Origin of the sequence: Sphingobacterium sp. (assembly GCF_032065005.1) — a bacterium.
In the GTDB taxonomy this organism is placed as follows: Bacteria; Bacteroidota; Bacteroidia; order Sphingobacteriales; family Sphingobacteriaceae; genus Sphingobacterium.
The window spans coordinates 288,218-315,014 of record NZ_DAMBMM010000005.1; the positions used below are offsets into that span (position 1 = coordinate 288,218).

Genomic DNA, 26,797 nt, shown 5'->3' on the forward strand with positions numbered 1-26,797 from the left:
TCAATCTTGTGTCAGATTGTGTATACATTCTATGCTAATTTTATGTATGGATACATAATCCTGCTTTAGGGCTATGTATAAACGCAATAAACCTATAACTAAGCGTAATATAAACCTGCAATGAGAAGAAAGATATTGGTTTTTTCTGCTTTGGCTGTTCTGGTGCTGACCGTCGGTTTTTTTACTGTACATAACAGTGAAGAAATAGATTTCAGCAAAGATGTTAAACCCATCCTGAACAAGCATTGTATTTCATGCCATGGTGGGGTGAAAAAGAATGGCGACCTGAGTTTCCTTTTCGAAGAGGAGGCCTTTGCCAATGCAAAATCAGGTGAACCAGCAATCATCCGCGGTGATACCGAGCACAGTAACATGATCAAACGCCTGACCGAAGAGGATCCTGAATTGCGCATGCCCTACAATGCAGCAAAATTGGATGACAGTGAAATCGATATCCTGCGCAAATGGATAGACCAAGGAGCTAAATGGGGCAAGCATTGGGCCTATGAATTGCCTAAAGAAGTGGAGGTACCTAAATCCTTTTCATTCGCCTCCCTGTTTGGTTTCAAGCCAAAAGGGATTACCAATAACATAGACTATTTCATTAAAGATAAATTGGATGATCAGGGACTTTCTGCTTCGGAAGAGGCTACCCGAGAAACTCTTTTGAGAAGGGTTTATCTGGACCTAGTCGGGGTTCCTCCAAGCCTTGAAGAGGTAGAAGCCTTTAAAAATGATGAACGCGACAACGCCTACGAAATAAGGGTGGATAGCTTGCTCAGTTCGCAGAAGTACGGTGAGAAATGGGCTTCCTGGTGGCTCGATATGGCAAGGTATGCAGATACCAAAGGCTATGAAAAGGATATGTCCAGGCAGATCTGGGAATATAGGGACTGGGTGATCCGGGCATTCAACAAAGACATGCCCTATGATCAGTTCAGTATCGAACAGCTTGCCGGAGACCTGTTGCCTGAACCTAGCAAGGATCAACTGATTGCTACAGCCTTCCACAGGAATACCATGAACAATGATGAGGGCGGTACTGACAGTGAGGAGTTTAGGGTTGCTGCGGTCCTGGACCGTGTAAATACAACTTATCAGGTTTGGTTGAGTACGACCTTTGAATGTGTGCAATGCCATAGCCATACCTATGATCCCTTCAAGTTTGAGGAATATTATAAGTCCGTCGCCTTTTTCAACAATACCCGAGATGAAGATACCGAAGGTGATCATCCTAGACTGCGTTTTTATGGCGAACAGGAGCAACATAAAATTGATAGCATCAAGACCTGGTTGACTCAATATGGCAATGAGAAGCTGCTTCATTCGACAGACCTTTTCTTAAAAAGCCTGGAACCTAAGATACATGCTCATTATACAGACCAACTGACCAATGCAGCTTTATATGATACTAAATGGTTAGGGGTGCGTAGCGGCGGTAATGCCCGAATGAGGGACATCCAACTGGATGGAAAGAAGCTGATCTACCTGAACTATTGGACCGGCAATACTGGCGGTAGGCTGGAAATCCGTAAGGACAGTTTAGCTGGGGAATCCATCGCTAGTATCGAGCTTCCAAGTACTCAGGGAAGACAGGTGATACAGGCTCCAATAGCCACTACCCAAGGTCGACATGATCTATACCTGGTATTTACCAATCCCAAATTGGGTAAGGATGAACCGGTGTGCATGGTGGAATGGTTGGCATTTCGGGAGCCATTTCCTGATATGAAGGCACCTGGTGCGGAGCATATGCAAAAAAGTATATTGCAGTTGGTCAATACCAATCCTTCCAGTGTTCCGATCATGATCGAGAACCCTGAGGACATGAAAAGGACCACCAAGATATTTGAACGTGGAAACCGTTTGGCACCGGGGGATGTGGTGGAGCCCAAGGTTCCGGAAGCATTGAACCCATTTCCGAAAGGAGCTCCTAACAACCGTTTGGGCTTTGCTCAATGGTTGGTTTCCAAAGATAATCCGCTTACGGCAAGGACGCTGGTAAACCGGGTATGGGCGCAGCTGTTTGGAAGAGGGTTGGTAGAGCCATTGGGTGATATGGGAACCCAGAGCAATCCACCGATCCATAGGGAATTGTTGGATTACCTGGCCTTGGATCTGATGCATGAAAAGGAATGGAGCATGAAATCCTTGATCAAGGATATCGTTCTTTCCTCTACCTATAGACAGTCGTCCAGCCTGGATAGCAAGGATGCCAAAAAGGATCCGGAGAACTATTACTTGGCAAGAGGTCCTCGTTTTAGGCTTTCTGCAGAACAGATCCGCGACCAAGCGCTGACGGTAAGTGGCCTGCTGAGTGGAAAGATGTTTGGACCAAGCGTGATGCCACATCAACCCGATGGAGTTTGGATGTCAGTATACAGTGGCGAAGCCTGGAAGAAAAGTGAGGGCGAAGACCAATTCAGAAGAGGGATCTATACCTTCCTGAAACGGACCAGTCCTTATCCTTCCTTTATTTCTTTTGATGCGTCGAGTAGGGAGGTCTGTCTCGTGGACAGAATCAGGACGAATACTCCGCTCCAGGCTTTGACGACATTGAACGACCCCGTTTATATAGAGGCAGCGAAGAACCTCGCAGCAATTATGAAAAAAGAATCTAAGGGTGACCTGAAATCAGGGATAGCGGCTGGATACCGGCATACAATGTTCAGGGATCTCTCTGCCGATAAATTGGCTGCACTTGAGAAACTCTATGCACAAGCCTATGATAATTTTGAAAAACGACCTGCTGAGGCGGAAAAGTTCATGGGCAAGGACCATGTTTCGCCTAACAGTAAAGAGCTGATCAGTGATGCTGCATATACCTTGGTAGCGAACGCACTGTTGAACCTAGATGAATTTTTGACTAAATCCTAAGGACATGAAAGACTTTGATAAGCTAATGAAAGAGGCCTACCATAGGCAGTTGCAGGCAGAGACTAGACGACATTTCCTTAAGAAATGTGTTGCGGGAATTGGAAGCATCGCCCTTGGCGGAATGATGGCCAGTTGCATGCGTTCTGGAAATTCTGCAAATGCTGAAGGGATTGACCTCAATTCCTTGAATCCTTTGCTGCCTAGGGCTCCTCACTTTGCCGGAAAGGCCAAGAACGTAATCTATCTCCATATGGCCGGAGCGCCTTCCCAATTGGAGCTATTTGACTATAAGCCTGCTTTGCAGAAACTTCATAACCAACCTTGCCCAGAATCTTTGTTAGCGGGCAAGACCTTTGCTTTTATCCGTGGTGTTCCCAAAATGTTGGGTCCACAGGCAACCTTTAAGCAATATGGACAGAGTGGAGCTTGGGTTTCGGATCATCTCCCGCACTTTAGCAAGGTAGTCGATGAGGTGAGTTTCCTAAAGGCTGTACATACCGACCAGTTTAATCACGGTCCAGCACAATTGTTCATGCATACCGGAAGTGCCCGATTAGGACGTCCGAGCATCGGTTCTTGGGTAACCTATGGGCTGGGTTCGGAGAACAGCAATTTGCCGGGCTTTGTAGTGCTGACTTCTGGAGGTAAGACTCCAGATGCTGGAAAAAGTGTTTGGGGCAGTGGCTTCCTGCCTTCGGTATACCAAGGGGTGCAGTGTAGGTCTAAAGGTGACCCCGTGCTCTATATTGCCGATCCGGAAGGAATGGACCGTGACCTCAAGCGGAACGCCATAGATGCCATCAATCAGGTGAACAAGGAGGAGTTCGAAACCTTCAAGGATCCTGAGACCCTGTCCAGGATTGCACAATATGAGATGGCCTATAAAATGCAGGTAGCAGTACCCGAAGTGATGGACATCAATAATGAACCGGAATATATCCACGAACTCTATGGCACCAAACCAGGGCAGGAGTCTTTTGCGAATAACTGTCTGCTAGCACGTAAGCTCGTGGAGAAGGGTGTCCGATTCGTTCAACTCTTCGATTGGGGCTGGGATAGCCACGGTACCAACCCTTCCGATTCCATTGACCTTGGCTTTCGCAATAAATGCCGCGAGATTGACCGCCCAATGACTGCACTCATCATGGACCTCAAGCAACGTGGTTTGCTGGAAGAGACTTTGGTGGTTTGGGGTGGCGAGTTCGGAAGGACCCCGATGCAGGAAAACCGTGACAACAACGACATGCCTTTCTTAGGACGTGACCACCATACCGATGCTTATACAATCTGGATGGCCGGTGGTGGTATCCGTAATGGGGTCAGCTATGGTGAAACGGATGAAATTGGGTTTACGGGAATTAGTGGAAGATCTTCAGTACATGATGTACATGCGACCATGCTGCATTTGCTCGGCTTTGACCATGAAAAGTTTACCTATGAATTCCAAGGACGGCCGTTTAGGCTGACCGATGTGGAAGGGACCGTTATCAAGGATATTATCTAAACTATTTATGAAGAACCTTTTTAGGCTATTGATCATTCTGGTCTTCCATATGAATTTCCTGTTTGCACAGACGGAAAAGGAACTGACCATCAAATATTATTGTACAAACTGGGGCATGACTGATAGCTGGGCAGACTTCTGCAAGAAAGTGAAGGCGGCTGGTTATGATGGCGTGGAGACCTGGTTGCCAAGTGGGCAGGTTGAAAGGACAGCGATGCTGGAAGCACTGAAAGAAAATGGACTTTCCTTAGGATTGCTCGCTGGAGGCGGAGGAAATGACTTTACAGCCTATATCGGCAGTTTTGAGAATAACCTCAAGGAAGCCATTAAGTTAAAGCCGGACTATATCAATTGTCATACAGGAAAAGAGTATTACAGTTTTGAGGAAAACAAGAAATTGATCATGCTTGCCTCTAGGTTCAGCAAGGAATCAGGGATCCCGATCTACCATGAGACGCACCGTGGAAGGTTCAGTTTTGCAGCTAACATTACCAAAGAATATCTTGAAAAGGTGCCTGAATTGACCCTAACCTTGGATATCTCCCATTGGTGTGTCGTACATGAATCCTTGCTTTCGGACCAAAAAGAGGCAGTGGATCTTGCTCTTTCGAGAACCGGACATATCCATACGCGCGTTGGGCATCAGCAGGGTGCTCAAGTGAACGATCCAGCAGCCCCTGAATGGAAAGCTGCCCTGGACCAACACTTGGCGTGATGGGATGCCATCGTTGACCGGCATAAAAAGCAAGGTAAGTCTACGCTGACCATGTGCATGGAGTTTGGTCCATCGGGTTATATGCCCACCCTGCCTTATACCCAACAGCCTGTTGCCGATCAATGGTCTGTAAATAAATTTATGTTGGATCTCCTGAAGAAAAGATATAGCTCCTTATGAAGTTTTTAGAAGAATTGGCCTCCTTTTTCGGTCGTTTTCACCCAATCCTAGTCCATCTGCCAATCGGAATGCTTATTCTGGCCTTTGCTATGGCGGTTTTCGAGAAGGTAAAGAAAACTGTTGAGTTTGGGTCAGCGATTAGGTTTTCACTAATGTTCGGGGCTTTTGCAGCTGTATTGGCTTCGGTTACGGGGTTTTTGCTGTCCAGGGATGGAGGTTATGAAGATGATGTCCTTGATTTCCATCAATGGCTGGGGATCTCGGTTGCCGTATTGTCCTTTCTGAGCTATTGGCTTTACCGTGACGGAAATACACTGCAGGGGATTCTAGGGAAATTAAAGGCGCAACGTTTTGTGATCCTTTTCCTGATGGTCGTTCTGTTGGGAGTTACTGGTCATTTTGGAGGAACATTAACCCATGGCAAAGGTTATATCAAGGATGCAATTCCTTCGGATATAAAAGCCGCATTGGGCATCGAGGAAAAGGAGGAAGAGATTATGGTGCTGGAAAACGTTCAGGAAGCTGAAGTTTATGGACAGGTTATCCAACCCATACTAAAGGCTAGGTGTCAGAGTTGCCATGGTGAAAAGAAACAGGAAGGTGAATTCTCCTTGCATAACAAGGAAAGCCTACTGAAAGGCGGTGAATCAGGATCATTGTTGGAAGCAGGAAACAAGGATAAAAGTGATCTTTATAGGCGACTTATCTTACCAGAAGGCCATGAGGATAGGATGCCTCCAAAAGGTAGGAAACCTATTACAAACGATCAGATCAAGCTAATTGCATGGTGGATAGATAGCGGGTTGGTTTTTGATAAAAAAGTTAAGGAAGTGGAACAAGGGGAGGAGATCGCGGCGATCCTTAAAAAGCTGGAAAGTCCGGCTGAACCCACTGAGTCCCCAATGCTGTATGCAAACCTTCCAGAAGCTCCAGACCTTCCAGAGGACCGTTTGGAGGCATGGCAGGCTAAAGGGATAAAGGTCCTTCCGGTTGCTACGGAAAACAATTATGTGACCATCAATGCCATTAACTATCCAGAGCTCAACGATAAGGATATTGAAGAGCTGATGCATATCAAGGAAAATATTGTGCAGTTGAAACTTGGACATACCAAGGTGACTGACCAAGGCATGAAGCTTTTGGCAACATTACCTAACCTAGTCCGTCTGCATCTGGAACATACCGAAGTTACCGACAAAGGAATGGAAATCCTGAAAGCTGCTCCACAGTTGGCCTATCTCAATATCGTAGGAACAAAGGTTACCGAAAAGGGAGTAGAACAGCTTAGCTCGATCAAGTCGCTGAAGGATATATATGCCTTCCAAAGTGGTGCTAAAATCAATACAGAAAACTTAAAGGGGAAAGGGAGGTCTAGGGTTGACACCGGAAACTATGAATTACCGTTCCTAGACTCTGATACCATTCAATATTAAACCCAAAAGAATGATCGAACAAACCAGTTTTGGGTTTAATGGAAACAATGGATTAAGATTTACTAGGGAAGAAATAGGTGATCAAGATGATGCATTTCTCGTCGCTTTCATTTTTTGTGGACCGAATCATATTTCCATCAAGAAAAATGGAATCACCCGTTTCTAATTCTATTACTTGATTTCTTAAATGTATCGCAGCTTTACCATTGATTATGTGTTTAAAAATGTAAGCATCCTGTTGTACGATGGATTCTTCTTTGTATGGATCTAATTCTAACAATACGACACTCATATTGCTTTCACCCAAATCTTGATCTGTTATTCTTTTGTATAGAGAACCTGAACCTTTCTCCAAGACTAACGAAGAATAGTTTTCCTTTTTAAGTACAATAACAGGACCTGGCTCCTTAGGACCTGAGAAATCTTCAAAAAACTGATTTATGTCAATTTCCAGAGAACTGATGATATTGATTAATACCGGAAGTGAAGGGATAGTCCTATTGTTTTCAATCTGTGAAATTAGCCCTTTGCTAACTCCAGCCTTGTTCGCAAGCTCTTGAATCGTAATACTCTTGTTTTTTCGGATTTCCTTGATCTTACTACTTATTTTGAAAATAGTATTGCCTTGCATTGTTTGTTTAAATTAAAATGATTCAAGTAAAGTTAAACTTATTAAGCAAAAATGTTATTTTTTTATTTTATTTTCGTTGTTCGAAACAAAATAATAATAGATAATTAACACACTCCTTGAAAGTACTTTCTTTATTATGCTGCTTTTTCAGACTTTAAAAAAATGGAAGGGGTATTTAGGATTGTAAACTATCCAAAACTTGGAAAAGAGTTTGATGGGAAATGGGTTTGGTCAAGTACTCAATGTATTGATGCCCGTTATTAGTTTTGTATCGATCTGATTTACAGATCGAAGAACTTATTATGTAGATACTTACTTCTTGGTCTTCGAATAGGTTTTCTTCTTTTATGCTCGTCATCAATTCCCAACCATTCATTAATGGCATATTGATATCTATGAACAAGACATGGGGATAACTTTCCTTGTTGGATTTGTTCTTTCTGAAAAACTCAGCTGCCGTATATCCATCAGGGAAGACGCTCAATTCAATCTGTTTTTTGTCGTACTTTTCAAGGAATTTCTTGAATAGAAAACAGAAAATAGAATCATCGTCCACAAGGGTTATCCTCAATGTTTCCTTCATAGTAGAACGTTAATTTACTAAGGGTAAGTTTATGGTTACCTGATTCCCGAAGTCAACATTTCTAGAGATGTTGATATTTCCACCGAAATTTAAGATCTGTTGCTTAGCTAGGTGCAGATCCAATAATGAGTTTTCATCAATTTCTTCATCCGTAGATGCTAGATCTTTTTCAATACCAAAACAGCGTTGTGATTCACAGTCGTTTTCAATTTTAATCACAATAAAATCATCCTTTCTTTCTGTCCAAATTTTTATCGTGACCTTTTTATCAGAAGCGTTCAGTTTCAGGCTTTCATTGATCAGATAATGCATGATATTGTAAATATAGATAGCAGGGAAGGCAATTTCTATTATTTCAAAATGGCAATCCAGCTGAAGTACTTTACTGTCGATTTTGGACTGAAACTGATTGGTCAAATTTTGATAAATTTCGTCCATATTCGAGGTCTTGAAAAGAGAGTCATTAGAATTTTGTATTTCCACCGTTTCGATCAGTTTATCGAACAGTTTTAGGAATTTGAAGTTGCTCTTTTTCAACAATTTGGTCAGAACTTGCTTCTCATGTTCATCCGTTTCAAGACTCAATTGCTCGACGATCATGTTGATATTACTGATCGGGGTCCTGAGGTTGTGCGTTAGGATCTGATTATAGGCTTCTAATTGATTAACTCGAACTTTCAGTTCGTAGTTCGTTTTTTCAAGGAGTTCGTTCTGTTGGTTAAGCTTTATCTCATTGTTCTTGAAAAGGGATAGGTCTTGAATCTGACAAAGGAAATAGACTAATTTTCCAGTCATATCGCGAACAGAAGAAATATTGATCAGGCAATAAAAAGATTTATCTTCTTTGGCAATACAGCGGGCTTCTATTATGGCTTTTTCCTTTTCACCAGACTTCACCTGTTTTGTAGCTGTTGTCACCAAATCGAGTGATTCTTCATGGATGAACTCTGAGATGGGTTTCTCCAGCATTTCCTCAGCAATGGTATAGCCCAATATGCTTTGCAGTTCCTGGTTGTATTCCATGACCTTTAACGAACGGTTCAAGAGCAGCATGCCGATAGAAGAATTCTTGAAAGCACGATTGAATTTCTCCTCCTTGATCTGCATCTCTGCTTCCAGCCTTTGTTCCCTGGTAATATTGGTCACCACCACTGTCAACCGGTCAGTTTTATTGCTGATGATCTTGGTCTTCAATTTAAACCATTGGTCGGGATTGGAATCATAGGGTGATTTGTATTTCAGTACATAGCCGGTCCTTTTCTTGAAGGATTTATTCAGGATATAAAGGAGGGTTTCGGAAAACTCAACTGGAAAAAGTTCAGCAATGGATTTATTGACAATAAATTCCTTTTCATAAAAGAGCTGTTCGGGGGTAGATGTCCAACAGTTCAATATGACACCATCATCCCTGATTTCAAAAATAATATCATCAATTGAGGATACTAAGGAGTCAAAATCTTCCAGTTTTTGTTTCAATTGCTTTAATTCATCAGACACTAAAGGAAGTTCCATATTGAAAATAATGGTCAGCTTGAAGGGCTGAAAATGATAATTAGATAGTGCTTTCTGTTAATACTTTACGGCCTGCAAGAATGTTCATTCTTGAAATGATGTAAAGATAAAGAAATTTTTGTTCCTATTTTAATGAAAATTTCTTAAAATCGATACAGGATGGTTAAAAATTTATTAAATAAAATTAAAAAAAGTGCTAACTTGCTCCTGTTAACCTAAGTGCATTTTTGTACTGTAACACTTACTATTAATAAATACAATTAATAAATCTGAAGAATGGTAATTCGTTCTTAATTAGAGGTTTTGTAAATGTTTTTGTTTAAAAATCTGTAATCGAAAGACCAGGAAAAGATTGAAATTATTGCATGGCAAAATGGATTATTGTGCAGAAAGTAGGACGCTAAAATATTTCTTGGAAATAAGATATTAAAATAGGTTTAATATAATTAACTAATCAATTTAAAATATGTCTTTTTTCAAACCAATATCATGCTACCTTTGCGACGCAAAAATTTATTAATTCAGGTTGTTTAAGCATGGAAAAACCAAACCAAATTTATCAGTGGGCAATCTTTTGTTCAAATGGTATCTATAGAATTAAGGTAATTTTTCAATTAACAAAATTGGTTTTAATAAAGCCAATATTGTCCAGAAATTAACTACAATGCAGATTAGGCATTTAGTCAACATTAGGTAATATTAGCTTTAAAATAAATTTTATTTTATTTATTAAATATAGCCGACAGAAAAGTGACATTAATTTTAAAAAATGGTAGACCTGTTGTAAGATTAAGGGCGTTTAGAGCGATAGATGACCCTGAAACATGTTTACGATTTATCAAAGGGCATGAACACGTGCTAACTTCCATAGGTGTTAAAAAAGTAACCTCATCCAAGGACGAATGGATGTTTAATCCTGCATCTTTTGTTTTAATTGTAGAATCTCTAGATGGTGAAAACGTCTATGGTGGGGCGCGCATACATGTTGCTGGTGGTACACAACCTCTTCCTATCGAAGAAGCCACCGGAATGATGGATCCAAAAATATTTGACCTTGTCTGGTCGTACGCTCAAGAAGGCACTGGGGAGGGCTGTGGACTCTGGAACTCCCGTGAAATTGCTGGTTATGGAATCGGAAGTATTTTCCTTACCCGTGCAGCCATTGCCATCGCACCTCGAATCGGATTGAAAACCTTATTTGCACTTTGTGCTCCTTATACCATCAATCTAACTAAAGCAGTAGGCTATCGACAAGAATTTGGAGTAGGAAATAACGGTACGTTTTATTATCCAAAACTAGATCTATTGGCCACTACGATGGTTTTGGATGATGTGCTGAATGTTCCTACCGCCTCGGAAGAAGATCGGAATGCCATTCTTGCCTTGCGGGATATGGCCGTAGGTCCTCGGATTGAGGTCCTCCGATCCAAGGAGATTGAAATCCATTACGATCTAAGCCTTAATAACCTGCAAGGTTGGGACCTTCAGAAAATTATCAATATGGCCAATGGACCAAGGTCGCTTGATAACGGTAAGAGTCCCGATGATATTGTAATTCTATAAAAACTATGCAAGACAATCACACTACCACAAACGTAAATTCATATAAACCTATATTTTTTGACAAATCCAAACCTGCGGATGCAGAAGCCATCCAACAATTGCTGGATAAACAGGAAATCGTATTTGTGCATGATCAATTCGAACGGCAGTTAAGGGACCTTTTTATTTGCCGAAATCCTACTTTTTCGACAAATGAAGAACAATTTTTGGAATTTGTTGGTTTAATCAGTAATCAACGACCTATGGAAGAGTTGGGTGCCTGGGTTTATTATCCGTGGAGAAAAACCTTAGTGCACATTTTGGAACGTGAAGAATTTATCGAAGTAAGAACAAACCGCAATCAACTTAAAATATCAAGATCAGAGCAGGAGCTTCTGTCGACTAAGACAATTGGTATTATCGGACTTTCAGTTGGTCAATCAGTGGCTATTACCATTGCTATGGAAAGAGGTTGTGGCAAGTTAAAGCTTGCCGATTTTGACGATCTAGATCTAAGCAATTTGAATAGGTTGAGGGCCCCAGTTTTCAGCTTGGGGATTCCCAAGGTTGTCCTGGCAGCTAGGGAGATTGCAGAAATCGATCCCTATCTGGAAGTGGAGATATATCCCAAAGGTATCCAAGAGGAGAATTACCGAGAATTTCTTCTGGGGAGCCAAAAACTGGACCTGCTGATCGAGGTCTGTGATAATTTTGAGGTGAAGGTCGAAAGCAGGATCCGCGCCAAGGAGCTAGGCATTCCGGTAATTATGGAAACCAATGACCGAGCGATGCTGGACATAGAAAGGTTCGATGTATTTCCTGACCTGAAAATATTCCATGGACTTGTTGGTGATATAACGGTTGATGAGATCCAAGCTTTGGACAAGAATGAGCGAATGGGGCTGTTAATGAAAATTGTCAATGCCAAGGAGCTATCTGAAAGGATGAAACTATCGCTTCCTGAACTGGGTAAATCCCTGAAATCTTGGCCACAATTGGCTTCCGAAGTTGTCTTGGGCGGTGGTATTTCCGCTTGGGCTTCGCGAAAACTTCTGCTCGATCAAGATCTGAAATCTGGAAGGTATTACGTGGATTTGGAGAAAATATTAAGTGCAAACCCTGTTAACTAATACATCAGCGATGTTAAGGTATTTGTTGTTTCTAACGGTGATTTTATGCTGTCTTTTTAGCACTAAAGCTAAGGCATCGACAGATAGTGTCATTTACTTTAATGGTAATGATGTCAAAAATATTGGAAAGTATTTATCTCTATATGAAGAAAATGGGGAGTCCGTTACTTTTAATGATGTATTAGCACATCCAAACCTTTTCTCTAAATGTAAAACGGAAGTCCCTAACCTTGGGATCGTCAAGAAACCCCATTGGATCAAATTTGAAATCGTCAATAATTCTGATGAGGATCGACTGATCGTAGACCTATCCCAACCCAATATTGCGGAGGTGAAATTTTACAGCATTATCAATTCCCAAATAGACAGCGTTGGATACAACTTAAAACAAGGTTATAGCGACCGTAAATATTCCCATCAATTCTATTTGTTTGATCTCCATCTCAAAAAAGGAGAAAAAGCAGTCTGCTATATGAAATTGCAGAGCGAAACCCAGGTCATTGTTCCGCTTTCCATCCATACGCCAACCGGACTTTTTAATTTTCTGCAGAAAGAAGATGTCCTTTCAGCCATCTATATTGGACTGATGCTGTCCTTAGTGCTTTATAATGCCTTTCTATATGTAGCGACAGGGGAGAAGCATTATTTAAGCTATGTGAACTATATTTTCTGGGTTTTTGTGGCCCAAATGGCGGTATTAGGGCTACTTGAACGAGTTTTTCCCATTCGCAGTGAATGGCTATCAGCACGATTGTTAACGTTTTCAGGCGCTATGTCAGGCATCGGGGCCATTCTCTTTGTCAAGTCTTTCCTGCACACCTCCGTAGAAGCAAAAGGCTTCAATAAATTACTGAACGTATTTCTTTTTGGTTATTTCTTTGCCATCCTATTGCTGTTAGTAGGGTTTATTATACCAGCATATAGAATCGTAAACCTGGTTGCAGGTGGTGGTGCAGCCATCGTCCTCATATTTGCCTTTGAGTTATCCCGAAGAAAATATAGCCAGACCAAGTTCTTCCTCTTTGCATGGTGTATCTTCCTGATCAGCGTACTGGTCTATGTCCTGAAGGATTATGGCGTGCTGCCAACCAATGTTTTCACGGCACGGTCCGTACAGATTGGTTCCGTTATCGAGGCGCTCCTGTTATCCTTTGCATTGGCAGATAAGATCAATACCTATCGGAAAGAGATGTTGGAATTACAGGTCCGTGAATTGGCTATTTCCCAAGAAAACGAAAAGCTGATACGCGAACAGAATGTGATTTTGGAACAGAAGGTCCGTGAAAGAACGGAGGAACTCCAAGAGTCCAATAAATCGCTGAGCTTAACCTTGTCAAACCTGAAAGATGCCCAAGCCCAGCTGGTGGAATCTGAGAAAATGGCCTCTCTAGGTCAGTTAACGGCCGGTGTAGCCCATGAAATCAATAATCCGATCAATTTTGTGACTTCCAATGTTTCTCCACTTCGTCGCGATGTCGGAATCCTTTGGGATATCATCGATCAGATTGAAATGATAGCATTGGATAAAGACCTTCAAGCAGAAGAAAAACAGGAGAAAATCCAAAATATCAAGAATATCAACGATGTTGACTACCTGAAATCGGAAATCAATTTCTTGTTGAAGGGTATACAGGAAGGTGCAGAACGGACAGCTGAAATTGTTCGGAGCTTACGGATTTTTTCCAGGATTGATGAAGATACACTTAAGCGAGCCGATCTGAATGAATGCCTGGATTCCACATTGGTCATCTTGAATCCAATGACCAAAGAACGGATTAAGGTCACCAAAAATTACCATAGTATTCCAATGGTGGAATGTTATGCAGGTAAGCTGAACCAGGTTTTCATGAATATACTTTCCAATGCCATCTACGCCGTTGAAAAGAAATTCAATGGAAATGCGGGCGGAGAAATCAAAATCGAAACAAAACTTGATGAGGATTTGTCAAAAGTAATAATCAGTATCATGGACAACGGTACGGGGATCCCTCCAGAGGTCATCGGACGTATCTTTGAACCATTTTTTACAACAAAGGATGTTGGTGAAGGCACAGGTCTAGGGATGTCAATTGCTTATAAAACAATTGAAAGACATAATGGAAAAATTGGTTTGCGATCCATGGTCGGAGAGGGAACCACTTTTGATATTCTTTTGCCAATCAAACAATAAGGTAAAGATTAAAATAAAGGTTTTTTAGGTCACACTAAAAGGTAATAGTATGGATAAGAATTTTGAGGTGTTGTACATTGATGATGAGTACAATAATTTGGTAGGATTTAAAGCGGCATTGAGGTTTCACTACGATATTCATATCGCGAGCAATACTACGGATGCAGAAAATATTTTAATGACCAATCCCAATATCAGGGTGATCTTTTGTGACCAAAAGATGCCCGGAGAGAATGGGATTGATTTCTTCAGCAGGATCAAAAAGGAATTTCCGAAGCCTATGCGGATCCTGATCACAGCTTTTGCAGATATGGATACGGTAATTGACTCCATTAACCGCGGTCACATCTTCAGGTTTATCAAAAAACCTTGGGAAGAAGCTGAGATTATTTCCTGTATCGAAGAGGCCAATAAGTTTTATGTAACAAATTCTTTGTTGGATATGCGCAATATGGAGCTTCAGAAAGCTTATGAGGAGCTTGATAAATTTGCCTATAGCGTTAGCCATGATTTACGCGACCCACTTGCGGGGGTGCTGGGCGCTATCCGGATTGCTTTGGATTTCAAGAGTGTCGAGCAGGTTCATGAAATCCTGAACCTCATGAAAACTTCCATTGTCAAACTAGAGGACTATATCAATAGCCTTCGCGATTATTATCTGTTGAGAAGGGGAGAGCTCAACCTTTCAAAAATTGATTTCAATTCCATCTTCGAAGATATTCTTGATTTTTATAAGATGTACAGCCAAAACTCGGGCGTGGAGATCAGCTTTGAAGTCGACCAAGAAAACACGTTCATCAATGATAAGTCAATCTTGGAATTGATCATACACAATTTGGTGTCCAATGCGATAAAATACCAAAAATTGGATTCCCTGGATAAATGGGTGAAATTGAAGGCAGAGACGGAAAATGGTCATGCAAAAATAACCGTCACTGATAATGGTATTGGAATCTCAGAGTCTTCGATCAACGATATCTTTAGGCTGTTTTTCCGCGCTAGCGATCAGGCTGAAGGAATGGGCTTTGGATTGTATAATGTCAAGACTGCCGTGCAGAAACTTAAAGGTGGGATTTCAGTAGATTCAGAACCAGAGAACGGATCTAAATTTGTAGTGACTATTCCTTCCAAGGAATAGTCATTGGAATTTTAGGACAACAGTTTTTGACGGAGCAAAAACTCCAATTGTTCGTTTGAGATCTCCAATTTAGATTTTTGATCGATGATATTTTTCTTGTTCTGATAGATTTCAAAAGCTCTTGAGATGGTTTCGGTCAATTCCTCTTCGCGCCAAGGCTTGTTCAGGTAATGGAAGATTTTGCCCTTGTTGATGGCATCGACCACTGCACCCATATCTGTATAACCGGTCAACAGGATTCGCATAGGGTCAGGTTTGATTTGAATTACCTTTTCCAAAAATTCCACACCGGTCATTTCAGGCATTCGCTGGTCAGTAATAATGATTTGGATATCATTTTTACTGATAATTTCCAATGCTTCAGCTCCCGTTAAGGCCGTAAATACATTGTATTTAAACCTAAACGTGGCTTTAAAAGAAAATAAATTGTTCTCTTCATCATCCAAATACAGCACATTAATCTTATTTTCTATGTTCATTACTTTCTTACTTGAAAAACTGTTTCAAAATTAGTAATTATTTGTGGTCCATAATAATTGATTTGAATATAATGAGAAAATTGCATTTATTTTCAGATTTAAATTAATATTTTACTTGATAGTCTTTTGGAAACTTTTTTCCGGAAAAAGCTCGCTGTGAAGTCAACTCTTCCCTTTGAGAAATCCAAAATTCATCATCGGCAGGTAAGCCCAATGGCAAGAAGGAAAGGGATGCTTCATATAATGATCCGGCATTGGTATAGGTATCAGCGATATTACCCTGATCTGTGGAAGTAAATCCCAAAATCAACCATCCATATTGATCATAAAGATCATGCCTGTAAATGTTTTTCAGGATGGCTGTCAATCCATTTCTGATTTGGCCGTATGATAGATTCTCTGGAAGTTTCTTGTCCAATGCTACTTGTGCCAAAGGTTGGAAAGCCCCATTCCTATAGGTTGAACTTCGGCCGATAATTGGGAAATAACCTTCCGGAGAAATCAATCTTTCCAGGTGTTGGGCATAGCGTTGCATCCTCTTGTAAGCACGGTCGTACTTCTCTTGGTAGTCGCCAGCCTTCAGGTTATGTTTTAAGGTTTCAACCAACATGCAATGGATGATATAGCCATTGTAATGGTCAAATGCAAACCGATTGCCATCTGAGTACCAACCATCGCCGACATACCAGTCCTGGTCAAATTTTTGGACCGCTAAATCTATGCTTTCCCGATTGGGTTCCACCCCGATGCTGTATAGAAAGGTTTCCGTAATCGATGAAAATAACAGCCAATTGTTTTGCCCTGGCTTTATCCAGCGGATGTATTTTAACTCCTCAATGACCTGTTGTTTGGTCTTTTCAGGAAGAGGTTCCCATAAGGCCTGTGGAGCCCTTAAAAAGCCCAAAGCTAAGTGGGAAGCATCTACCAAGGTCTGTCCTTCTTTTCCCCGCCAGGCGAAATAATCGGGCGAGCTGGGGTCAAACCCATGTTGTATGCCGAGTAAGGCTTGTTCCCTATATTTTTTTCGAAGTTTACCTTCTTCAGAAGCATCGTCTTGCAATCCCAACCAAGGAGCCATACCGGCCATCAACCGTCCAAAGGCTTCCAGATACCCAACTTTTGGATTACGCCCATCAAAAGATTCGGATACAACCATGGGCATGTATTTTTGGAAAGTCCCTTTGCTGATGTTTTCCAAAATAGGACTTGCCATTTTGCTCAAAATGGAAACCCAATAGGCGCGGTCATCTGTAGCTAGATCTTTTGATGCTAATCCATCTTTGTTGGTCTCATTTAGGCTGGCGTAAGCGCTGTTTTTCTGCATGGCCAAACCAGCTATCATTAATCCAGCAGACTCTATCCAGGTTCTTCTTTTCATAGGGGTAGGATTTTTTGGGTTTAGGTCAGTTGTTTGCCTTTTCCCTAATTTAACATATTCTGGCCAAAAAGTAGCATATATTGAAAATCGGCATCCTCACTCAAATTTATTAAGTTTGTAATATCGAGATGTAATAAGGTATGGAAAAGAATAAAATCAGCGCTGATGAGTTCGTCGAGAAGTTTATGGGAGGGAGCCTTCAACACCTGACCTATATACATACGCCAATCAAAATCTTTCCATTACGTGATATAGCACCGTATCTGAAGACCCCGATTCCTCCTATTTTCTTTGGCTATAATCTCCTTATCTATATTTATCAAGGGTATTTCAAACATCAGATCGAATCTACTTCATTTATGGTGCAGGCACCTTCTGTGCTAATTTCCAATTATGGTAATATTTCTGCCATTGATTCGGTGGATAAATCCGCACAGGGATATTGTGTATTGATCAAGGAGCAGGCGATGACCTCCTTGTTCAGGGAACAGGAAATCCTCAATATTTTCACTATCTCACCTTTATTGAATCTCAATAAGATAGATAACGCGGAATTGAACGGACTCCTGGATTTGCTATACAAGGAAATCTATACGGAAAAACCCTATAAAGAATACTATGAAAGTATTTTTAAGACCGTGATGTTAAAGATTATCAAGATTTCTGACTCCAATAAATCCTTAGGAAGACGGCAGGAAATTGCGATATCGTTTAAACAACTGGTTCATTTACATTATAATAAGGAAAAGTCCGTTAATTTTTATGCAGATAAATTAGCTGTATCCGTAAACTATTTGAATAGATGTGTTTCTTCGATGTTCAAGAAATCCTCAAAACAGCTCATTCTAGAAGTTGCCATAATCCATAGCCAGTTAATGCTGTTGGAAACCAATAAAAGTGTGGCCAGTATTGCCTATGAATTGGAATTTGAAGATCCTTCTTATTTTACCCGACTGTTTAAAAAGATTGTAGGCATTTCTCCAACAGAATATCGCAAAACGATAAATTAGCGTTAAATGGTTTTTATGCACGATTTGTCCTAAATATAGACGAATTCCTCATAGCTATTTTCTTGATTTCCCTCTAATTTTACAATTGAGTTTTATAATAGCCAATTTGTTCAACTCAAATAGGCGAACCTATGAATTGCTCACTATACATTGTAAATAAAAAAATAGCATGAACGGAGTTATAGAAAATATAGATTTTGAAAGCTATATTTCATCATTCAGAAAACACTTATACCACCTTTTCAGAGAAGAATTTGATTATTCATCCATTAGTTTGAAACGTGATTTTCCTGCAGAATTTCTTGCAGAGATCATGAAGAAAAAACCTCTGGCGGTGGCTATCCCTAAATTGCACGGAGGAAGAGGCGTATCGGTAAAAGAATGTTTAGGAGTTCTGTCTGCCGCTTCATATGAATCTCTGGCACTTTCCTTAATGTTCGGTATCAATATCGCCCTGTTCTTGGAGCCTGTTGCCAAGTACGGAAATTATTCTGTACAAGAACGCGTATTTAAGGAATTCATCGAGAACAATGCCATGGGAGGTCTAATGATCACTGAGAAAGCCTATGGTAGCGATGCATTGAATATGAAAACGGCTTATGAGCAAATCGGCAACTCTTATAAGATTAAGGGTGAAAAACATTGGCAAGGACTGAGCGGTGCTGCTGATTTCTGGTTAGTGACTGCCCGTAAACTTACTCCAACCGGTGAATTGACCCGAGACATTGATTTCTTCGTAACGGATAACAGTAATCCTGAACAACATATCCCTATGCTGGAACGCTACAACAATCTTGGTTTGTATGCTATTCCTTATGGCGTCAATCAAATTGATGTAGTGGTGCCTGAAGATCAAAAATTAACACCGGAGAGTACGGGAATTAAATTGATGCTGGACATGCTTCACAGAAGTAGATTGCAATTCCCAGGCATGGGCTTAGGTTTTATCAAGCGTCTACTTGATGAATCTCTACAACATTGCCAAAACAGGATTGTCAGTGGAAGTCCATTGATCAACATTGATTCTGTAAAATATCAGATTTCAAGAATCCAAGCAGCCTTTGCCATCTGCTCAGGTATGTGTGCTTATTCAGTAGCAACCAGTGGTATAGAAAATGACCTTTCAGGATTAAGTATTGAAGCCAATACCTTGAAAGCCTTGATTACCGACTTGATGCAAGAGTCTGCACAGATTAGCCTTCAATTAGCAGGAGCAAATGGATATAGATTGGATCATATCGCTGGAAGGTCAGTGGTGGATAGTCGCCCATTCCAGATATTCGAAGGATCCAATGAAATGCTATATGGACAGATTGCTGAAGGTATCAGCAAGATGATGCGTAAAGCAAAAGAATCAAATCTATATGAATTCTTAAAAAACTATCCTAATGCTAATCTGAGTGCTCCATATTTCAAGGAACAGTTGAACTTTAGCCTAGAAGCCGGTATCAACCAACGCGACATGGTGACCATTGGTCGGATGATCGCAAGGGTAATCAGTTTCCAATTTGTTCTTCAAATGGAAGGCTTCAATGCGGAATTAGTAGAAATCACCCGTCAGCATATCTTGATGGATCTGACGATGTTCCATGGCCAGTACATTAGCAAAAACAGCGCTAATCCTTTGGTTGAATATGGTATGGATTCGGATTGGATGAACTTTGTCTCTTAATAACAATTTCAAATACAACAAGGAGAGCTGGGTTTTATTACCCAGCTTTTTTTATGGCCAAAAATTAAGATATCCAAGAATTTCTGCTTTTCCAATTGATCTTATTCGAGACATATTCCGAATTTTGAAATGATGAATAAAATAAAGCTAATATCCTATCCGAAGCTTTCTCGAATATGGCTCGAATGAGTCTCGAATATGGTCTATTTTAATAGCCATAATTATGTCAGGAAAATCCCTGAAAAATACCATTCTCCTGAATCTTTGATAATTTTATTTCATCATATAAAAAAACTAGCTATAGCTTAAACAATCTATTGTCTTTTACTATTGTAAATACGGTATGGAGAAACAGAAAAAGACTGAAATTGCTACTGCTCCAATTCGGGATGAAAGGAAACTGGATGTTTTCTATAAAGTGGACATTGTAGTCATCGGTGCGGGACAGGCAGGTTTGTCGGCAGCCTATCATCTCAAAAGGGAAGGTTTAGAGCCGGGTAAAGGATTTGTGGTATTGGATGATGAATTTGGTTCTGGTGGTGCATGGCAACATCGCTGGGATTCATTGACCTTGAGCAATGTGAATGGGATCAATGATCTGCCGGGGATGACCTTTTCGGAAGCGGTCAATCGTGATGATAAACAATTGCGGGCCAATGTTGCATTGTCCCAATATTATGAAAAGTACGAAAAGGCCTTTGATCTCCCTGTAATCAGACCAGTAAATGTATTGCATGTGACCGAGCGAAATGGAAGGTTTCTGATCCATACCAATGGGATGCAATTTTCAGCAAGAGGCATAATCAATGCGACTGGTACTTGGAAGACTCCACATTGTCCAAAATATCCGGGCTGGGAAAAATTTAAGGGAAGGCAATTGCATACCGGTGAATATAAAAATGCAGCTGAATTTATAGGGAAGCACGTCATAGTCGTTGGTGGAGGGATTTCTGCCGTCCAATTATTGGGTGAGCTCTCCAAAGTGACAAAGACTACATGGGTGACGCGGAGGCCTCCTGATTTTCGGCCTTATGAATTTAACCCAGAATTAGGTCGCGAGGCGGTGGCCATGGTTGATGAACGGGTACGGAAAGGATTACCTCCAAAATCGGTTGTTTCCGTCACGGGATTACCGATCACTCCGGCTATTGCAGATATGTTGAATTCTGGAGTATTGGATAGGAAGCCCATGTTTCAAGAGATTACAGAAAATGGCGTGAAGTGGGAGGATGGTACCGAAATGGATGCTGATGTTATCTTTTGGAATACTGGCTTTAGGCATTCCTTGGACCATTTGGAACCTCTGGAATTAAAAAATGAGCAGGGTGGAATAGAGATGGGCGGTCAATTAGCGACCCAAGTGGTAAAAGATCCTAGAATACATCTGACGGGCTATGGTCCTTCCTCTTCAACCATTGGAGCAAATAGGGCAGGGCGAGCGGCTGCAAAGGAATTAATAGCCTATTTGAAATTGAAATAAGTGCCGAGCAGAAATATTTTGAGAACTTAACTAACTATATGACTTTTTCCCGATACGAATCATTATTGGTCGCGATGTTGACCATTGTCCAGTTTACGGTTGTTCTAGATTTTGCAGTTATGGCACCTTTAGGTGCAGAGTTGATCGACTCCTTGGATATTTCCACCAAGCAATTTGGAATTCTAGTGTCCGCCTATGCATTGAGTGCGGGTGCTTCGGGCTTCCTTTTGGCCGGTTTTATCGATCGCTTTGACCGGAAAAACATCCTCTTGATCATGTACGTAGGTTTTATTATCGGAACAGTCTGTTGCGCAATAGCTCCATCGTACTATTTTTTGCTGGTATCTAGGATTGTCGCCGGTGTTTTTGGTGGAGTCATGTCAGGGATAACCTTTGCGACCGTTACCGATTTTTTCAGGTATGAGATCCGGGGTAGGGTGATGGGTTTTATACAGATGGCATTTTCTGCCAGCCAGATTTTGGGGATTCCATTAGGGCTCTATTTAGCGCATATTTGGTCCTGGCATGTTCCATTTTATTTTATCGTAGGTATTGGTCTCATCAATATCGCTATGTTGGTGAAATATATGAAGCCTATTCCATCCAAAACCATTCCCGGCGAGAAAAGCAGTTATTTTCAAGTGATAAAAAGGGTTTTTACCAATAAAAAATATTTGGTTGCCTTTTCAACGACCTTTTTCCTGGCAACGGGAGGGTTTATCCTACAGCCCTATATTACGCCACATTTGGTATTCGATCTCAATTATGCAGAAGACCAATTGCCCTATGTTTTTTTCTCTGCGGGGATAGCTACATTGATTGGTTCACCAATTTTTGGAAAATTAAGTGATTCTTGGGGAAAGTATAAGTTGTTCGTTACGGGTAGTTTATTGGCCGGAATCTGTATCATTTGGTTTGTTAATGTTCCAGGGGGTAATTTATTTATGGTTGCCGTGGCATTCAGCTGTATGATGCTGTTTGTGTCTTCTAGGATAATCAGTGCAACCGCCATGATCACAGCCATTCCAGATGCTAGTGAACGTGGAGCCTTTATGAATATTAATTCGGCCATCCAACAGTCCAGTGGAGGAATTGCCTCCATCCTAGGTGGAATTGTTTTGATTGAAAAGGAAGGTAATCAGGGCTTTGAGAATTTTCAGTTATTGGGGCTGATTACGTTTGCGAGTATTTTGATCTGTATCTTGTTGATGTATAGGGTGAATAAAATCGTGGAGGGGAAATATTTGTAGTAAATGTAAGGATTGTGGTAGGGGGGATTGGATAAGCCCGCTGGTATTTGAACCAGGATGCAAGGGATAAGAGGATGGACCAAGATCGGTGAATTGAACCAGGATAGAAGGGATAGGAGGATGGACCAAGATTAGGGGGCTTATTTTAGCGTATAATTAGTGCTAAAAGGACTGTTTTTTTTCGGGGTCATCCTGACGCAGGAAGGATCTCGGTACAATGCAAACCATAATTGCATTGGCGTACTTTCCTGTACCTTCGGTTTCCCCCTTCCTGTCGTCCTGACGAAGGAAGGATCTCGGTACAATGCATACATATCCATGTTGTATTGGCGTACTTTCCTGTACCTTCGGTTTCCCCCTTCCTGTCGTCCTGACGAAGGAAGGATCTCGGAGTTTTACAGACATAATCAAATTACGGATGGCATTGGCGTACAGGTCCTTAACCTTCGGTTAAGGATGACAATCGGTTTGTGAGGAGAACCGTACAGATTCCTCACTGATCGTTCAGAATAAAAATGCGATAAGGAGGACCCCATTTCTCAAAACTTGATCTTTTTACCCTAACCTTTCAGATGTAATTTTTTTAATTCAGTTCTTTAGACTGAAATAAATAATTGCATATTTGTTTTTTGACTGACATTTGTTAATTTGGTAAAACGGATTAGCGAAACCTAAACACAAAAAATATTAATAAACTAAAATATGATTAAACATTGTTTATCCAAGATTTCTCTCCTGCTAATATTAGTGGCGGTACTGAGTTCTTGTCAACAAAAGCGATCTGGAAAGCCTAGGGTATTGGTTTTCAGTAAAACTGCAGGTTTTCATCACAATTCAATTGAAAAGGGCAATGCAGCCATTCAAAAATTAGGTCTAGAAAACGATTTCGTGGTGGATACCACTTCAAATGCGGATCGATTTGTTGAAGATTCTTTGAAGAATTACTCAGCAGTTGTGTTTTTAAATACATCTGGGGATGTCTTAAACAATTATCAAGAAGCTGATTTCGAGCGTTATATTCAAGCTGGAGGTGGTTTTGTTGGAATCCATTCAGCGGCTGAGTCGGAGACGGATTGGGGTTGGTACGGACGTTTACTTGGTGGTTATTTTGGTTCAGAGCCGGAATTGAAACAAGGTAAATTAACCATTGTTGACAAAAATCATCCTTCCACAAAAGGTCTTCCTGATCCTTGGGAGATTACCGATGAATGGTACACCTTCAAGAAACAACCTGAAAACTTAAAAATCCTGATGACGGTTGATAAATCTGTTTTCCCGAATAAGGATGAGGTTGAGCAGGCTCCAGTTGCTTGGTTCCATGAGTATGACGGTGGAAGGTCTTTCTACACCGGTTTGGGACATGAGGATGCCGAATATGCAGACCCGAATTTCTTGAAACATATCTTAGGGGGTATTCAATATGCAATCGGTAAAAACCTTGAATTAGATTATAAAAAAGCTAAGACTGTTCAGGTTCCAGCTGCAGACCAATTCAAGAAAGTAACTTTGGCTGAAGGAGAGTTCTTTGAACCGACCGAAATGGCTATCCTTCCAAACCTTGATATCTTGATTGCACAACGTCGAGGCGAATTATTGCTATACAGCAAAGAAACCAATAAAGTAAGCCAAGTTGGACTTTTGGATGTTTATCATAAGACAGAAGTTCCAAACGTGAATGCGGAAGAAGGATTTATGGGTTTAACAGCTGACCCTGATTTTGCTAAGAACAATTTTATCTATGCCTATTACAGTCCTAAAGATACCTCGGTAAATAGACTTTCGAGATTTGTCTTTAAGGACAATAAATTGGATATGGCTTCTGAAAAAGTGATTTTGGAGCTTTATTCTCAACGTGATATCTGTTGTCATACAGGTGGTTCATTGGCATTTGGTAAGGATAGAAACCTGTTCATTTCTACAGGTGACAACTCCACACCATTTGATGAGCCAAACCAAAAATATGTGAGCAATGGATTCTCGCCTAAGGATGCTCGGGAAGGGCATGAGCAATATGACGCTCAACGTTCTTCTGGAAATACCAATGATCTGCGCGGTAAGGTATTACGTATCACCGTTAAAGAAGATGGTACCTATGCTATTCCTGAAGGCAACCTATTTGCGAAGGGAACAGAGAAAACAAGACCTGAAATCTACGTAATGGGGAACAGAAACCCTTATAGAATCTCTATTGATAAGAAAAATGGATTCTTGTATTGGGGTGAAGTTGGTCCGGATGCGAATAAGGATTCTTTGAACAGAGGTCCGCGCGGTTATGATGAAGTTAACCAGGCGCGTAAAGCAGGTTTCTTTGGTTGGCCTTATTTCGTAGGAAACAACTATGCTTACCATGCTTATAATTATGAAACTGGTGAAATGGGTCCTGCGTATGATGCGAAAAAACCAATCAATGATTCAAGGAATAACACTGGTTTAAGAGAGTTGCCAGAGGCAATGCCTGCCTTTATATGGTATCCATATGCTGAATCACCAGATTTCCCACAAGTTGGTTCTGGTGGCCGTAATGCGATGGCCGGTCCAATCTATTATACCGATATGTTCCCTCAGGAGACCCGTTATCCAGACTATTACAATGGTAAATTGTTTGTCTATGACTGGATCCGTGGCTGGTTTAAAGCGGTAACGATGTTGCCGAACGGTGATTTCGATAAGATGGAGCCGTTTATGGGCGGTGTTAAATTCAACAGTCCAATCGATATGGAAGTTGGTCCTGATGGTAAGTTCTATGTCTTGGAGTATGGCAGCGGGTGGTTTAGCAAGAACCCTGATGCTGGAATTTCAAGAATTGATTTTGTGCCAGCATCGGCAGATCAAGCTGCGCATAAAGGAGCTGAAGGGGATGCAAGTGTTGCTGGACCAATGGGCCACCAACAAGGTAGCAAGCCTAAAGGTGAGGCCTTGATCGAGGCATCAGACTGTAAGGCTTGTCACGCTATCGATAAGAAGTCTGTAGGGCCTTCATATGTAGAGATTGCAAAACACTATAAAGACAATAAAGATGCGCACAGTATCTTGGTGAAGAAAATCAAGAATGGCGGAAGTGGCGTTTGGGGAGAAGTAGCGATGGCCGCACACCCGAATATGAAAGATGCCGACCTAGATGAGATCGTAACCTGGATCTTGTCGCATAAATAAGAAATCGTTTAGATAACCTGATTTTTCAGGGATAAAAGAATTGGAGTGGCTGAAAAGCCGCTCCTTTTTTGTATTGGAAGGATGATTGATTGCTTAGGTAGGCAACCCCTAGCGGGCAATATCATTAAGTTAAGGGAAATAACCACAGATTCTATGTTACTTTTGAAGCCCAAAAGTAACCAAAAGGCTTCGGCCCATTTAAGGTGGCTTTTCGCACAGTCATCCGCACATGGACAAGAATGCCTTGTTGTCGGGAATACCTTTCTCAAGACCATCCCTTTTGATGGGATGATCTTGAGAAAGCATTCCAAGGCCAATCCCATCGCACAGGTCATCGGCATTCTTTCCATTTTTCCGCCACTGGAAATGAGCCGGGGGCTAAAGGACTTCCTTCGGAAGGTGAAATGTTTGTAGAAAACCCCCAGCGTAGGTGGAATCTTGATAGAAGGGTGAAGCGTTAAAAGGAAAACCCCCGGAGAGGGTGAAATATTTGTAGAAATAAGATCTGTATAATGGCCAACCCCTAGCTGGGGTGGAATATTTTTTTTCTATATCCCTTTTATGGGTCTAAAAAGAAAAAATAGTTTGTTCATCTTACGATTCACAAAGACTACGATCCTTAAAAAAAGTAATAAATAGATTCTTCGTTTCACTCTTAATCCCTCTTTAGCGCATTTTTATTCTGAACGATCAGTGAGGAATCTGTACGGTTCTCCTCACAAACCGATTGTCATCCTTAACCGAAGGTTAAGGACCTGTACGCCAATGCTATCCGTAATTTGATTATGTCTGTAAAATTCCGAGATCCTTCCTGCATCAGGACGACAGAGAGGGGGAAACCGAAGGTACAGGAAAGTACGCCAATACAACCTGGATATGTATGCATTGTTCCGAGATCCTTCCTGCGTCAGGACGACAGGGAGGGGGAAACCGAAGGTGCAGGAAAGTACGCAATACAAC

At 41.2% G+C, this 26,797-nt stretch carries 21 protein-coding genes; 14 read left to right on the top strand and 7 right to left on the bottom strand.

Annotated features, from left to right (window positions below):
• Positions 1 to 120 precede the first annotated feature (120 nt).
• From RT138_RS10780 to RT138_RS10795, 4 genes are all read left to right on the top strand, one after another.
• Positions 121 to 2,877, top strand: coding sequence for a DUF1553 domain-containing protein (locus tag RT138_RS10780; RefSeq protein WP_313190680.1), 2,757 nt, complete (start codon positions 121 to 123; stop codon positions 2,875 to 2,877).
• A 4-nt stretch (positions 2,878 to 2,881) separates the two neighbouring features.
• A complete protein-coding gene (locus RT138_RS10785; protein ID WP_313190681.1) occupies positions 2,882 to 4,381 on the top strand; it encodes a DUF1501 domain-containing protein in 1,500 nt (499 codons plus the stop codon).
• A 7-nt stretch (positions 4,382 to 4,388) separates the two neighbouring features.
• Positions 4,389 to 5,096, top strand: coding sequence for a TIM barrel protein (locus tag RT138_RS10790; protein WP_313190682.1), 708 nt, complete (start codon positions 4,389 to 4,391; stop codon positions 5,094 to 5,096).
• Positions 5,097 to 5,272: 176 nt separating this feature from the next.
• Positions 5,273 to 6,709, top strand: coding sequence for a c-type cytochrome domain-containing protein (locus tag RT138_RS10795; RefSeq protein WP_313190683.1), 1,437 nt, complete (start codon positions 5,273 to 5,275; stop codon positions 6,707 to 6,709).
• A 52-nt stretch (positions 6,710 to 6,761) separates the two neighbouring features.
• Here RT138_RS10795 and RT138_RS10800 read toward each other — a convergent pair whose 3' ends face one another.
• The 3 genes from RT138_RS10800 to RT138_RS10810 form a co-directional block, all read right to left on the bottom strand.
• Positions 6,762 to 7,340, bottom strand: a complete 579-nt coding sequence (locus RT138_RS10800; protein WP_313190684.1) for a helix-turn-helix domain-containing protein — start codon at positions 7,338 to 7,340, stop codon at positions 6,762 to 6,764.
• Positions 7,341 to 7,515: 175 nt separating this feature from the next.
• The gene (locus RT138_RS10805; RefSeq protein WP_313190685.1) at positions 7,516 to 7,923 is read right to left on the bottom strand and encodes a response regulator; all 408 of its coding nucleotides are present in this window, start codon (positions 7,921 to 7,923) and stop codon (positions 7,516 to 7,518) included.
• A 9-nt stretch (positions 7,924 to 7,932) separates the two neighbouring features.
• Positions 7,933 to 9,435 (bottom strand): PAS domain S-box protein, encoded by a 1,503-nt coding sequence (locus RT138_RS10810; protein ID WP_313190686.1) that lies wholly within the window; start codon positions 9,433 to 9,435, stop codon positions 7,933 to 7,935.
• A 750-nt stretch (positions 9,436 to 10,185) separates the two neighbouring features.
• On the opposite strand from RT138_RS10810, the gene RT138_RS10815 reads away from it, so the two are divergent.
• The 4 genes from RT138_RS10815 to RT138_RS10830 are packed head-to-tail and all read left to right on the top strand — an operon-like array spanning position 10,186 to position 15,415.
• Positions 10,186 to 10,998, top strand: a complete 813-nt coding sequence (locus RT138_RS10815) for a hypothetical protein (protein WP_313190687.1) — start codon at positions 10,186 to 10,188, stop codon at positions 10,996 to 10,998.
• Positions 10,999 to 11,003: 5 nt separating this feature from the next.
• Positions 11,004 to 12,107 carry a ThiF family adenylyltransferase gene (locus tag RT138_RS10820; protein ID WP_313190688.1) on the top strand — a complete coding sequence of 368 codons (1,104 nt, stop codon included), beginning with the start codon at positions 11,004 to 11,006 and terminating at the stop codon, positions 12,105 to 12,107.
• A 10-nt stretch (positions 12,108 to 12,117) separates the two neighbouring features.
• Positions 12,118 to 14,277: a 7TM diverse intracellular signaling domain-containing protein gene (locus RT138_RS10825; RefSeq protein WP_313190689.1), complete on the top strand. Its 2,160-nt coding sequence runs from the start codon at positions 12,118 to 12,120 to the stop codon at positions 14,275 to 14,277.
• A 49-nt stretch (positions 14,278 to 14,326) separates the two neighbouring features.
• On the top strand, positions 14,327 to 15,415 hold the full coding sequence (locus RT138_RS10830) for a hybrid sensor histidine kinase/response regulator (protein WP_313190690.1): 1,089 nt from the start codon (positions 14,327 to 14,329) through the stop codon (positions 15,413 to 15,415).
• An 11-nt stretch (positions 15,416 to 15,426) separates the two neighbouring features.
• Here the strand turns inward: RT138_RS10830 and RT138_RS10835 are convergent, their stop codons facing one another.
• Both RT138_RS10835 and RT138_RS10840 read right to left on the bottom strand, forming a co-directional pair.
• Positions 15,427 to 15,894, bottom strand: a complete 468-nt coding sequence (locus tag RT138_RS10835) for a response regulator (RefSeq protein ID WP_313190691.1) — start codon at positions 15,892 to 15,894, stop codon at positions 15,427 to 15,429.
• Between the two features lie 103 nt (positions 15,895 to 15,997).
• Positions 15,998 to 17,272, bottom strand: a complete 1,275-nt coding sequence (locus RT138_RS10840; RefSeq protein WP_313190692.1) for a DUF2264 domain-containing protein — start codon at positions 17,270 to 17,272, stop codon at positions 15,998 to 16,000.
• A 140-nt stretch (positions 17,273 to 17,412) separates the two neighbouring features.
• Here RT138_RS10840 and RT138_RS10845 point away from each other — a divergent pair, with 140 nt between their 5' ends.
• From RT138_RS10845 to RT138_RS10860, 4 genes are all read left to right on the top strand, one after another.
• Positions 17,413 to 18,282, top strand: a complete 870-nt coding sequence (locus tag RT138_RS10845) for an AraC family transcriptional regulator (RefSeq protein ID WP_313190693.1) — start codon at positions 17,413 to 17,415, stop codon at positions 18,280 to 18,282.
• 169 nt (positions 18,283 to 18,451) lie between these two features.
• Entirely contained in the window at positions 18,452 to 19,954 is a 1,503-nt protein-coding gene (locus RT138_RS10850; RefSeq protein ID WP_313190694.1) for an acyl-CoA dehydrogenase family protein, read from the top strand.
• Positions 19,955 to 20,297: 343 nt separating this feature from the next.
• On the top strand, positions 20,298 to 21,434 hold the full coding sequence (locus RT138_RS10855) for an NAD(P)-binding domain-containing protein (protein ID WP_313190695.1): 1,137 nt from the start codon (positions 20,298 to 20,300) through the stop codon (positions 21,432 to 21,434).
• A gap of 38 nt (positions 21,435 to 21,472) precedes the next feature.
• Positions 21,473 to 22,684 carry an MFS transporter gene (locus tag RT138_RS10860; protein WP_313190696.1) on the top strand — a complete coding sequence of 404 codons (1,212 nt, stop codon included), beginning with the start codon at positions 21,473 to 21,475 and terminating at the stop codon, positions 22,682 to 22,684.
• A 162-nt stretch (positions 22,685 to 22,846) separates the two neighbouring features.
• On the opposite strand, the gene RT138_RS10865 is transcribed toward RT138_RS10860, so the two are convergent.
• On the bottom strand, positions 22,847 to 23,089 hold the full coding sequence (locus RT138_RS10865; protein WP_313190697.1) for a hypothetical protein: 243 nt from the start codon (positions 23,087 to 23,089) through the stop codon (positions 22,847 to 22,849).
• 297 nt (positions 23,090 to 23,386) lie between these two features.
• Between RT138_RS10865 and RT138_RS10870 the strand changes: the two genes are divergently transcribed.
• Together RT138_RS10870 and RT138_RS10875 are read left to right on the top strand one after the other, a co-directional pair.
• Positions 23,387 to 25,837 carry a ThuA domain-containing protein gene (locus RT138_RS10870; protein WP_313190698.1) on the top strand — a complete coding sequence of 817 codons (2,451 nt, stop codon included), beginning with the start codon at positions 23,387 to 23,389 and terminating at the stop codon, positions 25,835 to 25,837.
• Between the two features lie 153 nt (positions 25,838 to 25,990).
• Positions 25,991 to 26,251 carry a hypothetical protein gene (locus RT138_RS10875; RefSeq protein ID WP_313190699.1) on the top strand — a complete coding sequence of 87 codons (261 nt, stop codon included), beginning with the start codon at positions 25,991 to 25,993 and terminating at the stop codon, positions 26,249 to 26,251.
• A 302-nt stretch (positions 26,252 to 26,553) separates the two neighbouring features.
• On the opposite strand, the gene RT138_RS10880 is transcribed toward RT138_RS10875, so the two are convergent.
• The coding region (locus RT138_RS10880; RefSeq protein WP_313190700.1) for a hypothetical protein at positions 26,554 to 26,797 on the bottom strand (244 nt) is incomplete at its 5' end.

Coding starts and splice junctions, on each gene's coding strand:
- RT138_RS10790 (WP_313190682.1), top strand. CDS start 4,389: ATGAAGAACCTTTTTAGGCTATTGATCATTCTGGTCTTCCATATGAAT.
- RT138_RS10785 (WP_313190681.1), top strand. CDS start 2,882: ATGAAAGACTTTGATAAGCTAATGAAAGAGGCCTACCATAGGCAGTTG.
- RT138_RS10875 (WP_313190699.1), top strand. CDS start 25,991: ATGTTACTTTTGAAGCCCAAAAGTAACCAAAAGGCTTCGGCCCATTTA.
- RT138_RS10850 (WP_313190694.1), top strand. CDS start 18,452: ATGAACGGAGTTATAGAAAATATAGATTTTGAAAGCTATATTTCATCA.
- RT138_RS10835 (WP_313190691.1), bottom strand. CDS start 15,894: ATGAACATAGAAAATAAGATTAATGTGCTGTATTTGGATGATGAAGAG.
- RT138_RS10805 (WP_313190685.1), bottom strand. CDS start 7,923: ATGAAGGAAACATTGAGGATAACCCTTGTGGACGATGATTCTATTTTC.
- RT138_RS10830 (WP_313190690.1), top strand. CDS start 14,327: ATGGATAAGAATTTTGAGGTGTTGTACATTGATGATGAGTACAATAAT.
- RT138_RS10800 (WP_313190684.1), bottom strand. CDS start 7,340: ATGCAAGGCAATACTATTTTCAAAATAAGTAGTAAGATCAAGGAAATC.
- RT138_RS10795 (WP_313190683.1), top strand. CDS start 5,273: ATGAAGTTTTTAGAAGAATTGGCCTCCTTTTTCGGTCGTTTTCACCCA.
- RT138_RS10840 (WP_313190692.1), bottom strand. CDS start 17,272: ATGAAAAGAAGAACCTGGATAGAGTCTGCTGGATTAATGATAGCTGGT.
- RT138_RS10780 (WP_313190680.1), top strand. CDS start 121: ATGAGAAGAAAGATATTGGTTTTTTCTGCTTTGGCTGTTCTGGTGCTG.
- RT138_RS10820 (WP_313190688.1), top strand. CDS start 11,004: ATGCAAGACAATCACACTACCACAAACGTAAATTCATATAAACCTATA.
- RT138_RS10860 (WP_313190696.1), top strand. CDS start 21,473: ATGACTTTTTCCCGATACGAATCATTATTGGTCGCGATGTTGACCATT.
- RT138_RS10810 (WP_313190686.1), bottom strand. CDS start 9,435: ATGGAACTTCCTTTAGTGTCTGATGAATTAAAGCAATTGAAACAAAAA.
- RT138_RS10855 (WP_313190695.1), top strand. CDS start 20,298: ATGGAGAAACAGAAAAAGACTGAAATTGCTACTGCTCCAATTCGGGAT.
- RT138_RS10845 (WP_313190693.1), top strand. CDS start 17,413: ATGGAAAAGAATAAAATCAGCGCTGATGAGTTCGTCGAGAAGTTTATG.
- RT138_RS10865 (WP_313190697.1), bottom strand. CDS start 23,089: ATGTCTGTAAAACTCCGAGATCCTTCCTTCGTCAGGACGACAGGAAGG.
- RT138_RS10825 (WP_313190689.1), top strand. CDS start 12,118: ATGTTAAGGTATTTGTTGTTTCTAACGGTGATTTTATGCTGTCTTTTT.
- RT138_RS10870 (WP_313190698.1), top strand. CDS start 23,387: ATGATTAAACATTGTTTATCCAAGATTTCTCTCCTGCTAATATTAGTG.